This is a genomic window from Rummeliibacillus pycnus (genome assembly GCF_050459865.1).
Classification (GTDB): Bacteria; Bacillota; Bacilli; order Bacillales_A; family Planococcaceae; genus Rummeliibacillus; species Rummeliibacillus pycnus_B.
This window is the reverse complement of record NZ_JBCMNM010000098.1, coordinates 1-14,450: the sequence shown is the minus strand read 5'-3', so window position 1 is coordinate 14,450 and position 14,450 is coordinate 1. Positions and strand designations below refer to the sequence as shown.

General features: G+C 33.6%; 14 protein-coding genes and 10 tRNA genes. 4 read left to right on the top strand and 20 right to left on the bottom strand.

The window, feature by feature from the left end:
* Positions 1 to 117 precede the first annotated feature (117 nt).
* Positions 118 to 1,005 (bottom strand): PP2C family serine/threonine-protein phosphatase, encoded by an 888-nt coding sequence (locus ABE048_RS17865; protein WP_430312616.1) that lies wholly within the window; start codon positions 1,003 to 1,005, stop codon positions 118 to 120.
* Positions 1,006 to 1,451: 446 nt separating this feature from the next.
* Here ABE048_RS17865 and ABE048_RS17860 point away from each other — a divergent pair, with 446 nt between their 5' ends.
* On the top strand, positions 1,452 to 1,931 hold the full coding sequence (locus ABE048_RS17860; RefSeq protein WP_430312615.1) for a sigma-70 family RNA polymerase sigma factor: 480 nt from the start codon (positions 1,452 to 1,454) through the stop codon (positions 1,929 to 1,931).
* Between the two features lie 679 nt (positions 1,932 to 2,610).
* Complete coding sequence (locus ABE048_RS17855; RefSeq protein WP_430312614.1) at positions 2,611 to 3,642, top strand: DUF5105 domain-containing protein; 1,032 nt, start codon at positions 2,611 to 2,613, stop codon at positions 3,640 to 3,642.
* 105 nt (positions 3,643 to 3,747) lie between these two features.
* Here ABE048_RS17855 and ABE048_RS17850 read toward each other — a convergent pair whose 3' ends face one another.
* Entirely contained in the window at positions 3,748 to 4,602 is an 855-nt protein-coding gene (locus tag ABE048_RS17850; protein ID WP_430312613.1) for a lysozyme inhibitor LprI family protein, read from the bottom strand.
* A 223-nt stretch (positions 4,603 to 4,825) separates the two neighbouring features.
* Here ABE048_RS17850 and ABE048_RS17845 point away from each other — a divergent pair, with 223 nt between their 5' ends.
* The gene (locus ABE048_RS17845) at positions 4,826 to 5,656 is read left to right on the top strand and encodes a nuclease-related domain-containing protein (protein ID WP_430312612.1); all 831 of its coding nucleotides are present in this window, start codon (positions 4,826 to 4,828) and stop codon (positions 5,654 to 5,656) included.
* 103 nt (positions 5,657 to 5,759) lie between these two features.
* Here ABE048_RS17845 and ABE048_RS17840 read toward each other — a convergent pair whose 3' ends face one another.
* The 3 genes from ABE048_RS17840 to ABE048_RS17830 all read right to left on the bottom strand — a co-directional run bounded on the left by ABE048_RS17840 (position 5,760) and on the right by ABE048_RS17830 (position 8,787).
* Positions 5,760 to 6,788 (bottom strand): serine hydrolase domain-containing protein, encoded by a 1,029-nt coding sequence (locus tag ABE048_RS17840; protein ID WP_430312611.1) that lies wholly within the window; start codon positions 6,786 to 6,788, stop codon positions 5,760 to 5,762.
* 78 nt (positions 6,789 to 6,866) lie between these two features.
* The gene (locus tag ABE048_RS17835) at positions 6,867 to 7,430 is read right to left on the bottom strand and encodes a MarR family winged helix-turn-helix transcriptional regulator (protein ID WP_430312610.1); all 564 of its coding nucleotides are present in this window, start codon (positions 7,428 to 7,430) and stop codon (positions 6,867 to 6,869) included.
* Positions 7,431 to 7,686: 256 nt separating this feature from the next.
* A complete protein-coding gene (locus tag ABE048_RS17830; protein ID WP_430312609.1) occupies positions 7,687 to 8,787 on the bottom strand; it encodes a PepSY-associated TM helix domain-containing protein in 1,101 nt (366 codons plus the stop codon).
* 506 nt (positions 8,788 to 9,293) lie between these two features.
* On the opposite strand from ABE048_RS17830, the gene ABE048_RS17825 reads away from it, so the two are divergent.
* Complete coding sequence (locus ABE048_RS17825) at positions 9,294 to 9,473, top strand: small acid-soluble spore protein H (protein ID WP_430312608.1); 180 nt, start codon at positions 9,294 to 9,296, stop codon at positions 9,471 to 9,473.
* A gap of 63 nt (positions 9,474 to 9,536) precedes the next feature.
* Here ABE048_RS17825 and ABE048_RS17820 read toward each other — a convergent pair whose 3' ends face one another.
* The 15 genes from ABE048_RS17820 to ABE048_RS17750 form a co-directional block, all read right to left on the bottom strand.
* Entirely contained in the window at positions 9,537 to 9,971 is a 435-nt protein-coding gene (locus ABE048_RS17820) for a hypothetical protein (RefSeq protein WP_430312607.1), read from the bottom strand.
* 207 nt (positions 9,972 to 10,178) lie between these two features.
* Positions 10,179 to 10,619: a hypothetical protein gene (locus ABE048_RS17815; RefSeq protein WP_430312606.1), complete on the bottom strand. Its 441-nt coding sequence runs from the start codon at positions 10,617 to 10,619 to the stop codon at positions 10,179 to 10,181.
* Positions 10,620 to 10,621: 2 nt separating this feature from the next.
* Complete coding sequence (locus ABE048_RS17810) at positions 10,622 to 11,434, bottom strand: DUF3100 domain-containing protein (protein ID WP_430312605.1); 813 nt, start codon at positions 11,432 to 11,434, stop codon at positions 10,622 to 10,624.
* Positions 11,435 to 11,486: 52 nt separating this feature from the next.
* On the bottom strand, positions 11,487 to 12,695 hold the full coding sequence (locus ABE048_RS17805; RefSeq protein WP_430312603.1) for a M20 metallopeptidase family protein: 1,209 nt from the start codon (positions 12,693 to 12,695) through the stop codon (positions 11,487 to 11,489).
* Between the two features lie 427 nt (positions 12,696 to 13,122).
* Positions 13,123 to 13,272 (bottom strand): endonuclease, encoded by a 150-nt coding sequence (locus ABE048_RS17800; protein WP_430312639.1) that lies wholly within the window; start codon positions 13,270 to 13,272, stop codon positions 13,123 to 13,125.
* A gap of 61 nt (positions 13,273 to 13,333) precedes the next feature.
* A tRNA-Glu gene (locus ABE048_RS17795) sits at positions 13,334 to 13,405 on the bottom strand.
* A gap of 4 nt (positions 13,406 to 13,409) precedes the next feature.
* Positions 13,410 to 13,486, bottom strand: a tRNA-Asn gene (locus ABE048_RS17790).
* A gap of 9 nt (positions 13,487 to 13,495) precedes the next feature.
* Positions 13,496 to 13,572: transfer RNA gene (locus ABE048_RS17785), tRNA-Ile, on the bottom strand.
* A 5-nt stretch (positions 13,573 to 13,577) separates the two neighbouring features.
* Positions 13,578 to 13,651 (bottom strand) — tRNA-Gly (locus ABE048_RS17780).
* Between the two features lie 4 nt (positions 13,652 to 13,655).
* Positions 13,656 to 13,731: transfer RNA gene (locus tag ABE048_RS17775), tRNA-Phe, on the bottom strand.
* 26 nt (positions 13,732 to 13,757) lie between these two features.
* A tRNA-Asp gene (locus tag ABE048_RS17770) sits at positions 13,758 to 13,834 on the bottom strand.
* 4 nt (positions 13,835 to 13,838) lie between these two features.
* Positions 13,839 to 13,915 (bottom strand) — tRNA-Met (locus ABE048_RS17765).
* 148 nt (positions 13,916 to 14,063) lie between these two features.
* A tRNA-Ser gene (locus ABE048_RS17760) sits at positions 14,064 to 14,156 on the bottom strand.
* A gap of 8 nt (positions 14,157 to 14,164) precedes the next feature.
* Positions 14,165 to 14,238: transfer RNA gene (locus ABE048_RS17755), tRNA-Met, on the bottom strand.
* Positions 14,239 to 14,343: 105 nt separating this feature from the next.
* A tRNA-Arg gene (locus ABE048_RS17750) sits at positions 14,344 to 14,420 on the bottom strand.
* Positions 14,421 to 14,450: the final 30 nt, after the last annotated feature.

Sequence of the window (14,450 nt, the reverse complement as noted above, 5' to 3'; positions counted from 1 at the left end):
TAGAGCGCTAGTAAAATGAACAACACCCAACCTCATAAAATTACTAAATCTCTTATTTCAAAACAGAAATTTGACTTAACAATCCATTTTTAAATTATCTATTTGTAATAACACCATTTAACTCCTCAAAACCTCCAACAAAATCCCGGTCTTATCGTCGGATTGTTCTACTCTCGGAAATTGTTGGCAATATGGGTCATTCTTTTCCATTAGGGTGATTTTCGTGTAGATACTTTTGAGGCCTCTGTTGAAAATTTGCTTTGCTGAGTCCATCCATCTTTCGTGGCCTGGTGGTTTATGGCTTAGTAATTGGAGTCCATCTGTTACTAATGCGATTTTCTTTACATCCATCAATGGAATACTACCCATTTCCCAATAATTTGCGGATTCTTTGCTTCCATCTATGATTCCATATCCTTCATACGTGTTGAAGCTTTCACAACATTTCATACGATAAGGTTGACTCAGCATCAGTGCATTTTCATAACATTGCGTTAACTTTTTTTCTGAGTAATTTCTCCTCAATGTCTTTTTTAATACATTAAATGATCCCTTCACCTTTCGAATATACTTTTCCTGAATTTTGGTTGTGTGATCATATGTAAGGCTTCGAATTGTACCGTTTTGGTATTGAACAAATATCATACAATTTCCTGTTTGAATATAGTGCAACTGATCATCCTTTACCTGTATAGCAGCTACACTACAACAATTTCTCATGTGTTTTTCCATATCACTAAAGTCATCCCAAATCGCACTTCCGCTTTTCACTCTTCGCAATTGGATATTCGCAACTCTAAGTATGTGTTCTAAAGAATCATTTTCATATCTTTTATTTAGAAGAAAGCTCCTGATGGTACTTGCAGCTTCTACCCCAGAGAACGGCCCAAACCCGGGATCGCCATCGATTACAGCATATCGATTATTTTTTTCATCGTTCACATATGCATCCTCTAGTTCCTTCTTGTTACCTTCTTCATAAATAATCCCTAAAACCTTAATCATTCTAGAACAACTCCCATCCTTTTTAAGATTTAGTGAAAAAAATACCTTTGAACTAACTCTCAACACATCAAGCTCTCATTACTATTCACTGACCTCCTTTCTCCAATACTACTTTATAACCACACATTACCATTATTTAGAATGCGAAAGATACATAATATGTAATTTGTAACAATTAATTCATAATTTATGGAAATTTTTAAAAAATCAGAAATTATATCAAAACTGAAAAAATAGGTTGCAAACTTACTACATATCAAATATTTATCATCACTACAAACACAGCTATGATGGGATTTCGCTAATTTTCTACATTTCATCGACAGACCTATTTTGTGTGTTTTAGCCCTCTAAAACGCAATTTTATCCGTTTTACAGATGTCAAAACAAACCAGTATTCTCAAAGCACCTAGGAAAACAACCATTGTGCACAATGAGAATGGACAATGATAATGTATCAATTTGAAGAAGTACTGAAGCAATTTGAACCAATGATTACTTCAACAATTCGAAAATGTCGTATTTACAAAAACCACGAACACTATCGTCAATCAGCACGCATTGCGTTATGGAAAGCATGGGAAAAGTATGATCAAAAACAAGGTCATTTTGCACCCTATGCCTATACTTGCATCCGTGGTTGCATCCTAGACGAACTAAAACGCGAAAACCGCTACGAAGAACGCTATCAACCAGAGCAAGATGATATTATCGAATCTTACATGCCAACATCAAAAGAATCCGATGTATTGTATGTTTTAGAGAGACTCCTCAACAACATTACGAAAGAAGATCAGCAACTTCTTATAGACTTTTATATTTTTGGCTATTCAAATGAAGAACTTTCGGTAAAATATCAGGCTTCTGTTGCAGCTTTGAAAAAGAGACGTGCGAGGATATTAGAAAAAGTGAGAAAAAGGATTTAAATAAGAGAACACCACCTGATTTGTATTGCTCAGGTGGTGTTGTTAAAAATAAAAGCTGAATTATTGCTTAAGTACATTGCTCGCGGAGGGATACTGTTTTAAACGAAAAGATTACCAAGGAAGATGGAAATTTCGGAAGTCGACGTGACATAAACTATCTGTTTCGTGGATACAACTCGTTTTTTCATGTATTGGACTACAATTTCCGTGGATTGGACATTCGATTTCGCGGGTAAGCCCTTCAATTCCACTCACTAGATAAGGAGACGTTCTCAAAAAGATAAGTAAAAATATCAAATATTTATTTAAAAAGTAAAATATTTTATTTAAATTTTATTTTCCATTATGCCTTTTTCCTAATCATCCCCTTTCTGTATTTCTAAATATGAAAATAACGCAATACAAAATACTCAACAATTCGACATAGCTAAATTTACTTAAAGAATTAACATAAATTACTTTATTCATTTATAGGTAATTACCCCTAAAATAGATGGATAATTACTTATTTTTTATTTCTTTATAACCAATCCAGATTTGGTATTTTTATTCCATTTTTACATTTTAACCCACACTAAGTTTTAAGAAGTGCTATAATCATTTAGAAATTATTATATTGGAGGGATTTGTTATTAATAAGAAAAGGTGGTTATTCATTAGTTTATTTGCAGTACTTTCGTTGCTTCTAGCAGCATGTGGTTCAAGTGGTAGTGGTTCTGATTCTAAGCAAGAATCAAGTGATGTTGGATTTAAAATCAACTCAGGTGAATATATTACACTCACTAAATATGATGACAACGAAGAAAAAACCTACCTCAAGTTAAACGTAACAGTACATAATAAATCTAAAAATGAAACTTCTATTTCGGAAATAGATTTTAGTCTTTATGATAAAAACAATGAAAAAATTGAAACGGTTTATATAAATCCGCCAGACGAAGATTCATATAAAGAATTATCAGGAAGCATTTCACCAGAGAAAAAGGCATCTGGCGATTTAGCATACCCTATTAATCCAGAAGAAAAATATGAACTTCATTTCCAACCACAAATTTATGATGATAAAGGTAACAAACAAAAAGAATTAGTAGCGAAAGTGGATCCGTCAAAATATAAAAATGATACTGAAAATGCGAAAAAGGCAATTGAAGCTTACATCGATAACGTATTCCTAAGCAAAGAAAACCCTGATTTTAAAACTTTAGTTACAAATGATGTGATTAAGGATAGTCAAAAATTTGATGAAGAACTTGGAAATCAAATTAAAGAAGGTTTTGGGGATCACACACCAGATTTAAAAACTGAGAAAATATTTATTGAAAAATACCGTAAAGCATTAAATCAAAATATCAAACCAACCTATCAAATCGAATATGCAGACACAAAAAATGCAAAAGTGATGGTAAGATTTAAAAACTTTGATACTTCTGATTTGTTCAAACAAACTCGAAAAGTAAGCGAACAATTTGCGAAAAAAAATCAAAAAAAATATTCATATGATGAATATGATAAAGCTGAAAAAGATGCGTTAGTTTATACTTTTAGTCGAATTGATCAAATTCTAAACAATACAAAACTAAAAGATAGCTCACGTGACTATTCAATTACTATGAAAAACGTAGATGGTAAGTGGACTATTAACACAACTGATGAAGATATGAATAGCGAATACGATGATTTGGTCAAAGCATTTGTTTTAGAAATGTATTAAACAGGCTATGGAAAAAGAAACACAAACCTTAAGTGGTTTGTGTTTCTTCTATTATAAGTAAAGGATTCTTTTTGAGTCTGACATTGTAGGATTCGAACCTACGCTTTAACGTTGAAGTTCAGCTGCATAATCATTTAGTAATTCATAGCAGCGTTCTTTCGTAGACTCAGCTAAAGTCATAGCGTGTGTTACCTTTGGTGTATACGAATCCATACTTTCTGCATCTATACTTGCTTGATCAGCAGTAGCATCGCGATCATTAATCCATTGGCGTTGATAGTTTCGTAGATTATTAAAATCACTTGCTGATAATTTTGTTTTTAATGTACCATAGATATCATTTAGTAATGCATCCCATTGCCCATAACGTGCATTTTCTGCATTGATCATTTTATCTTCTGAACCCATTGTTGTACCATCAATACTTGCAGCAGGATTATCATAATTTGTGACAATTGAAGATGCTCGGTTGGAATAGACTTGATACATATTATTTTTTGGTTGTTGTTGAGGTTGATATGTACTACTGTTAGTTGAAGAAGTTTGCTCTTTTTTCTTTTTAGCAGCAAGTTCTTTGTCTTGTTTTCTCTTTGCTTCTTGACGTAAATTCTCTACCTGGCCATTTACACTATTGAGTATATTTGTAGAGTTAAGTAATGCATCTGCTTGATTCATTGCTTTTTTATATTTCTTATCTTCGATTAAATTTTCAATTTCTTGCGTCTTCTTTAATTGCGTTACATATTTTTTTGCTTGTGAATCTTTTGGTTTTTCGTCTAATGCCAATTCAAAAGATGCTAATGCTTTATCAATATCTCCATCTGTTAGGGCAAGTTTTCCCTGCTCCACAGCTTTTGTATATGTAGAATTTACACTTTCTGCATTTTTCTTTGAGTCTCCACTATTACCGCATCCTGCTAATAATAATCCGACTATAAGTATGTATGATAATTTCCTCATGTTGTCCCACCTTTTGACTTATTCCATTCCTATTTTATTCTAGATTTTAAACAATGACTAGTACATTTGCTATTTCGAGTAGGAATTATACTAGTTATCAAATAAATTATTATTTATAATCTTTTAGACCTAAATATTGGTATAATTTATGTAACTTTATATTTACTAAAATTTACATAAGACAAACATTAGTTATTATTTACATAGGAAAAGAGGTTAAATAATGGTTTTTGGCTTTCTCTTCAATAAAAAGAAACAGAATGAAAAAGAAGTAACTAATTCTTCAGTTACAAAAACTACTGAGAGTAAGAAAAATAATGAACACTGGGCAAATCGAAAAGGAGAACTTGGTGAATATAAAATCAATATTCAACTAGATCAGTTTCCTAAAAATTATAAGTATCATAGTGACCTACTTATAAAGAATGGCAAATCTTCAACAGGTTACTCACAAATTGACCATGTAATCATTACACCATACGGAATATTTGTCATTGAAACAAAGAACTATCAAGGTACTATTTACGGAGGAAAGGATCGAAAAACGTGGTTAATTAATGGCAAATTTAAAATGATGAATCCACTATTACAAAATTACGGTCATATTCAAGCTATTAAAGAGCTGGTTGATAAAAAATACCATGAACACTTTCTCTCAATCGTCTCTTTTACAAAAAGATGCAAACTAAAAATTGATCCAGAATTACAGAAAATACAATCAAACGAATTGGTTATTTACGATATTCTATTATCGGAGTTTATTAATAGAAAAATTGCCATCCTAAAATTGCAGCACAACGAACCCTTATTAACAAATGATGAAATTGACTGGATATACAATACACTTTCACAATCCAATGTCCTCGATCCCTCAATCAGAAAACAACATGTTGAGAAGATAAAAACGAACATGAGTAATGATGACAAAGCCGATGAAAATAAGTGCATTATCTGCAAGAAACCTGTTTCAGATAAAGTAAAATCATATTGCTTATCAAATCCAAAATTCAAAGGAAACATCTATTGTTATGAACACCAAAAAAATCCCGTATAAGTATAAAAGCTCTCATGTAAAAATACATGAGAGCTTTTTACTTTAATTAAAGGTAAGGTGGACCATGATAGATTAACTCTCACCATTTTTTTGTTGGCAATTCTTATATTTCTTTTGATTTTTGTAGACTTTCTAATAAGGAAATTCCTATATTTTCATCATCATTTCTACCTAATCTATAATTGGCCAAAACGACGGAGGCAACTTTCTTTTCTTTATCAATCCCTAAAAATGAACTAAAGCATCCTGTTCCACCGCCATGTAAAATAACATTATTGTTTTTCTTTAACAGCAACCATCCTAGACCCATATCATACTTCTTTGTTCCATTTCCATGTTTTTTATGACAAAGAGACAAATATGGTATATCTTCGTTCATATTTATTTTTGCATATTTAAGTAAATCTTCAGCAGTTGAACTTATTGCACCCGCAGACGATATAAGATTTTCTTTGTTCCATTTCCAGTTGCCACAATCATTATTTTTTCTATCATAACCATGTAAATTATTATTTGATGTACCTAAATATGTATCGCTTAATCCAAGCTCATTGTGAAGAAAGTCATTCATAGTGTCCCAATATCCCCTACCTGATACAGTCCCCAACCCATACCCAATAAGTGATATACCGAAATTTGAATATTTCCATGAATAATCCATTTCTTTCAGTTTATTTGTTTCCATTAGCATTTTCATTTTATTAAGATCCAGATTTAACGGATTATTCTTATTCAAATCACCACCGCCAGTAATCAAGCCTAAAATTAGGTTAAAATATTCCCTTTTATTTAATGGCAGTCTTGCTGAATATCCAGAAGAGTGAGTAGCAAGGCGAAGCAATGTAGGATAATATTCGTCTTCCTTAAGCTCTTCTATATATTTTTGTATTGAATCGTTTATGGACATCTTGTTTTCAAATATATATTTTGATAGCAAAGATAAAGTAAAAGTCTTTGTAATAGACCCAATTTCATAATGATATTTTTTTGATGAATCAAGTTCACCGTTTTCATTATAAATTTTTATTTCAGAATTATTGTCTGTTAAATAGCCAACAGTTAATTTTAAATGTTTTTTTCCTTTGCAAGTCCTTTTAATTAATCGTAATGTTTCATCACTGATTTCAAACATAATGATAACTCCTCCTTATCCTTCATTTTAGTAACATTTCAAATAATGGATATATATTCATAAATTAGCCTATCCAATTTATTTATTTTCATTATTAATTGCTTGAATTCTTCGTTTCTCAAACTCCTTCATTACTCTAAATTGTAATTCACTGTTATCTTCATCCATTTTTAAGCTACCCTCTTCTTCAAATCCATCGTGTTCTTCACCGTCAAAACTATAAAGTTTCTTTAAAAGGTCCCACATTGTTTCCAATTCTTCAGCTGACAATTTTTTGAAAAAGTCTTCCAAAAGGAAGATTCCTTTTTCTGAAACAACTAGCAATACCTCTTTTCCGGTTTTAGTAATATTTACGTTAACTGCACGTTTATCTTTCCTACTAGGAACTACGTCAACATAACCCTTTCTTTCCATAATTGTGATCAACTGTTTTACACTCTGTTTTGTGGTACCTAATTTTCTAGCAATATTATTCAAAGTCGTTTCATCTTCAGGTAAATGAGCAATTGCCACCATTGCCATATACTGTCTTGATGTTAAAGGTTCAAGGAAATTATCACCTTTTACCTGAATTTTATTTGCTAGTGAAAATAAGGTAGCGTAAGTTTGCTGCATTAAAAAAAGTTCTCTATAAATATCCATATTCAACCTCCATTTAGACATTACACTGTCTAAATTAAGAGTATCACATTTTTCATTTTAGTCAATATACTGTCTATTTTATTTTATCTTGAAATAAAAAGCTTTTCGAATTATTAAATCGTACTTAAAAAGCCTTCAACCTCGTTAGAGATTAAAGACTTTATTTTGCGATAATCACAATCATATTTGCACGATATACACAGCTATCAAAAAGAATTCCCGAAAAACATTAAGTGAAAATGAAAACAAGCTTTAATTATGCAGCCTGTACTTTTCTCTCTTTTTGTTTTCTTTTGTTTTTCTTTTTATACCACCACATATAAATCCCCGTAAACATTAGAATGGTTGGAGTAAGTCCACCAATTACATATAAAATTTTAGTAAATATTCCTCCAAAAGTTCCTGCATGTAAAGGCAGATGCCAAATTTGATAAAACAGACCACTGTTTATCTTTGGATCTAGTTTTCCTAATATTTTTCCACTATAAGGGTCTAACCATACTTTTATGTTACCATTTCCAGGGTCGTAAGAACGGCTCAAACGAATTTCTACTGCACCCTCTTTATCTTCTGGCATTCTAACTTGTGTAATAGTTCCTTTAGGTACTTCTTTTTCAGCATTACTTAATAACTGATCGAGCGGAAGTTTTCCAGTTGAAAGAGGTTTAGGGATAAGGCTCTTTTCTGGAACTGTCACCTCAGCATTTCCACCAAACCAACCGAAAATTGTCTTATCATATGTAAAAAGAGCCCCTGTTAATGAAACAATCAATAAAAAAGGAATAGAGACTCCTCCGATTACTTTATGTAAATCATATTTCTTTACGTAAGCGTTTTTACTGCGTCTCATTCTAAAACCACTTGTCCATTTTTTTATTCCTGGCCACCATAAATATATACCTGACACAGTAATAAAGAAGAAAAGAAATCCAATTATACCAACAATCTCTTCACCTTTAAAATCTTTTAGGAGGAGCGATTCATGGAAACTGTGGATAATATTAAAAAATGATTTATCTCCCAATGTACCATTTATCTTCCCTGTCCCCGGATCAACATATATTGTTTGCCGTTTTTCACCTTCGTTCAGACGAAATAAGTATACCCCTTTAGCATCAGGATGATCTGGTGTATATACGCGTTGAACTTCCCCTTTTGGATATGATTTTGATACATTTTCCAAAGCTTGTTGATACGTTACTTTCTTACTTTCTGTAACTTTATACAAATTAGGGTGTATCATGTGATTTAATTCCGGTTCAAAGACAAGTAAACTTCCAGTTATCCCGATAAATACTATAAAAATACCTACTAACATGCTCATCCATAGATGAATTTTTCCAATGACTTTCCGCATATCATAAAAACCTACTTTCAAACAAAATAATAATAAATAAAATAAAGATCATAATAATAATTGAATTTTTTTAATATCCTCATCATCTGGAGTCTATTCAACTTTTACCTTTCCAGTATGACCAGATATAAACGTCACCTCTCATAAACTCATCTTTTGGGGCGGGGCAGCCTATTCATTCCGGGAAAATCTTTTAAATGATTTAGCGTTATTCAGCGCTGATATAAAAGCTACGCAAAATATAAATGAAAATGATTATCAATATGTAATATATTACTGATAATGATTATCACTGTCAATTAGTTTTAAATCATTATTTAGAAATATTTTTACGATTTTTTATCTCTGTTATTTTAATGCCCTAGATGATCTTTTTTGTGCCTAGGAAGCAACTGATCTTTAATTGTTTCGGTGGCTGGTACCATAAAATTTAAATCTGTATGCATTGTTTAATGTGTGAATGAGAATAATTAAGGAGTAAACAAAATGAAATGGAGGTTTTTATAATGGAAATTCAAAGAGCACAAGAAATTGCTGCATCACCAGTTTTAGCTAATGTATTACATGACGGAGTTCCAATATACATTCAACATGTTGATGAAACAAAAGGAACAGCTAGAATATATCCTCTTAATGAACCAGGGAATGAAAAAGAGGTTTCATTGGAAAAATTAAGAGAACATTAATATGAAAAGCCCATATAAGTATAAAAGCTCTCGTGTATATATACCCGAGAGCTTTTGGTTTAATTAAGGCCTTCTTCCATCAAATGATCTTAAAAATGATCCTATTTCCCTCATCATATTTACCCCATTTTTTATTGTTCCCGCATGGCCCATAATTGTATTTAAATGATCTGGTAATCTACCAAAGCTAGAAACATTTTGGCGTTGATTAGGGTCAAAAAAGCGCTGCTCCTGTCTACCTTGATAAGGAGGTCCAAAGCCTTGTCTACCTTGATTTGGAAGTCCAAAACCTTGTCTTCCTTGATTAGGAGGTCCAAAGCCTTGTCTTCCTTGATTAGGAGGTCCAAAGCCTTGCCTTCCTTGATTAGGAGGTCCAAAGCCTTGTCTTCCTTGATTAGGAGGTCCAAAGCCTTGTCTTCCTTGATTAGGAGGTCCAAAACCTTGTCTATAGCTTGGTGGGAGTGCACTCCTTCTAGGATCTGGTTGATAAAATGGCATGAATTCACCCCCTATCAGAGTTATACTTCTAATTTAGTATATGTTTGTACTTTTTTATTGATTAGACTTTCGAGAAGTTGCTAAAAATAATATTTTAGATTGGACTTCAGATGCGATATGTATTTTGTAAATAAAATTGGATTGAAAAAGAAAAACAACTGCTAACATATATGTCAGCAGTCGTTTATATTGATCAATTGCCTATTTCTAGTGGAACTTGCCAGTCAATCTAAATCCAATTTCAGCAATGAGTGTGGCAAAAAGAAATGTTCCGGTATATACGCAAATAGATACTACAACAATTCTCCAACCAAGTTTTTTAAATTCTTTTATATCTTTCCCAAAAGAGAGACCTGCATAAGCAAGAATTGGTGTGGCAAGTGCCATGAAGTTAATCTTTTCTGTATACTTAACAATTGATTCCTGGAAAGGATTAACACTCGAAGTAATTAATAATGCAATGATTGAGACCCAAATAACTGTAGGGATTTTTTTGACAAACTTATTTATTGCATAACCTAAAACTGTAATTACAACAATAATCAGCATACCTGGGATTGCTTCAATGGGTGAAACATGATAGCCAATCCAATTTCCTAATATAGCAATAATACCAATGATGATAAATGTTAAAATTTGATCCTTCATAATTATTCACCCGCAGACTTTTCTTTTTTTGATTTTCTTCCCAAAATCGGCTCTAAATATTTATAGAGGAGATTTGTCATTGGAAGAGAGAAGTACACACATATAAATGTACCAACGATTGTTGTGATTAAGTTTGCTGCACCTGCAAATACAGCAATGTCATTAGCAGAATCCGGGAACATAATTGATAGAGATCCAGTCATGGCAGCCATCATACTACCAGAACCAACGCCAGCTCCCATTGCTAAAGAAATCGGGTGAAACCATCCTGTACTAGCGATTAAACTTGCGATTAAGGATAAATAGATTGCTCCAAATAATGTTCCACAGATATATACGCCTAATGCCCCGCGAGACTCAGGAGAATCTGCACCATATTTTTCAGAAAGAATTGCTAAGTTCGGTTCTCGGTCAATCGAGAATGTTGCACCAACTGCTTCCCGTTTCATACCTAGCAGTAATGCAATTGGCAATCCTAATACAATCGTACCTAAAAAGTGACCGACTTCTTGGAAAACAAGAGAAAAACCTGCATCGAATAACTGGGATAAAGAAGGTCCCATTAATGTTGCTAACTTTGTGACAAACAACATGAAAGAAATGCCCAATATATTAGAAGCAACAGTCATATCTTTTTCAGATAGAATTTTAAATTTTGGTAAACTAATAATTGCCCCAATGATTAAAGCATATAACATAGGGAAAAATGCAATAGAACCAATACCTAATTTTAATGTTTTTACACCTATAAATTCGGCGATAAGTACTAAAAATAATACTAAAATATGTATTTTCCAGCTAAATAAACGATTCATTTCCTACTCCTACCTCTTTTTGATTATTTACGGCGAATAAATTATTTTTGATTTATTCTACTATTACATTTCGATAAAGCTCATTATTTAAAACTAAAAATAAAAATAAGGATATACCATTTTTTATTGATTCAAATGGCGGTAAAAAGTGAGCGTTATGTAATTTATGAGCTCCTCCTTTGCCATCATTGACACCAAGGAAGAAAAATGCACCTGGAACTTCTTCTAAATAACATGCAAAATCTTCGGATGCTAGACTAGGGTTCTCGATATCGACGATACGACCTTGCCCAAATTCCTCTACTAATCCATCATGAATGGCATGGACGACAGATGGTGTGTTAATGGTAATTGGATACCTCATATCGTAGTCAATATGCGCTGTTAATCGATTCGCTTGTGCAACATTGTTAACAATACTTTCAAAACGTTCTTTCAATAATAATCGGGTTTCTTTCTCCACTGTACGAACCGTACCTTTGAATTTTACTTCTTCTGGAATAATATTAAATCCTTGTCCGCCTTCAATGGTTCCAATCGTCATAACAGCAGCATCTACAGGATTAATCTCTCGACTTAAAATGGTTTGTAATGAAGTAATAATTTGAGATGTCCCTACAATAGCATCTATGCCTTGATGCGGTGCTGCTCCGTGCCCTGCCATTCCTTTTACAGTTACCTCAAAAACATCCATACTCGCCATTAAGGAACCTGGTTTGACACCAATCTCACCTATATTGAGTTCTGGCCAAACATGCAAACCAAAGATAAAGTCAGGTTTTGGGTTTTCAAGTGCACCTTCTGCAATCATTTTTTCGGCACCCTTCACCATTTCTTCTGCTGGTTGGAAGATGAGTTTGATCTTGCAGTTTAATTGGTCTTTCACCATATTTAGTATTTTGGTTGTGCCTAGTAAAGTCGTGGTATGAACATCATGTCCACATGCATGCATGGCACCTTCGTTAAAAGAGGCAAAAGCTGCACCCGTTTCTTCTTTGATAGGTAAAGCGTCCATATCCGCTCGTAAAGCAATGGTTGGTCCATCAACTTCTTCATTAATCATTGCCACAATTCCAGTTTTCGCTACATTATCAGTATATGAAATACCCCATTCATCTAAATAGCTCTTGACGATTTTAGAAGTTTCATATAAATCGTAACCAATTTCAGGCGTTTGGTGTAATTTCTTTCGAATGGAACAGAAATCATCAAAATGGTCATCAATCAAAACCTCAACATTTTTAAGAATTGTAATATTCATCCTTACATTCCCCTCCTTATAACGATTATTTAAAGAATTCTCTTTAAGTATTCTAAAAATAATAATAATACATAATTACTATCTTTCGATATTTTATTTATTTTCTGAAAACTATTCTGGGAGAATATCTTTAAATTAAGTGTGAAGATCTTATTAAATAATCTTTGTTAATTTCACTTCATAATTACTCTCGGTTCCTAAAACACGAACATTTATGTATTCAACACACTAAAATTCTTGTTATTTTTATTATACTCCATAAACATTAAACTCGTATAGCTATAAATGTTCGTTTTTTATATAAATTTTGCAAAAGAACATAAACCATATAACTTTTACAATATAAAATTAAAGATATTCATACGTAAAATACCGTTATTGTAAAATAATTGAAGATACTCTTTTTTCTATTGGTATTTACTTTTATCTAGGTGGTCGATGAATGGATTGCGGTTTGAATATTGTAAATTTTTTCATTTTGTTGTCTTTCCCATTCACTTACTGGATCTTGTTCATTCCAATGTAAAATTCGATGACTTCTTTTAATATCAAATGGTCTATATTTACAAGATTTCATGCATATCATTGTGCAAAAAAAATCCTTTAGAACCAAGATGATTCTAAAGGATTTTTAAGTATGACCCCTACGAGATTCGAACTCGTGTTACCGCCGTGAAAGGGCGGTGTCTTAACCGCTTGACCAAGGGGCCAATATGGCTCCGAAGGCAGGACTCGAACCTGCGACCCTCTGATTAACAGTCAGATGCTGCTACCAACTGAGCTACTTCGGAAAAATAAAATGGTGGGCCTAAATGGACTCGAACCATCGACCTCACGCTTATCAGGCGTGCGCTCTAACCAGCTGAGCTATAGGCCCATAATTGGAGCGGGTGAAGAGAATCGAACTCTCGACAACAGCTTGGAAGGCTGTGGTTTTACCACTAAACTACACCCGCATAATGGTGGGTCGGGACGGAATCGAACCGCCGACACTTAGAGCTTCAATCTAATGCTCTACCAACTGAGCTACCGACCCAAATAATTTAATAGATTTTAAGAAAATGGCGGTCCGGACGGGACTCGAACCCGCGACCTCCTGCGTGACAGGCAGGCATTCTAACCAGCTGAACTACCGGACCATTTTGGTTGCGGGGACAGGATTTGAACCTGCGACCTTCGGGTTATGAGCCCGACGAGCTACCGAACTGCTCCACCCCGCGATAATAGTATTAACTTAATTGCATTATGCACTAAGTAAGCTGACGTCTTCCACGCTTTGCTTGCGTCGACGTTAATCGCAATCTTCGTATTGCGATTTGCTCCACCACGCGATAATAGTATTAACTTATATTCATTATTTAATAAAAATGGAGGAGGAAGAGGGATTCGAACCCCCGCGCGGTTTGACCCGCCTGTCGGTTTTCAAGACCGATCCCTTCAGCCAGACTTGGGTATTCCTCCAGGTAATATGGCGGCCGAGGGGATCGAACCCCCGACCTTACGGGTATGAACCGTACGCTCTAGCCAGCTGAGCTAGGCCGCCATAATAATAATATTATATTTAAAACTTGTGGAGCCTAGTGGGTTCAAACCGCTGACCTCTTGCGTGCAAGGTAGGCCGCTTTCCCGACTGAGCTACTTCCCGATATGGTGCGCCCAGCAGAAGTCGAATCCACAACCTTCTGATCCGTAGTCAGACGCTCTATCCAGTTGAGCTATGGGCGCATATTATATATATCATTTAATTATATTTTA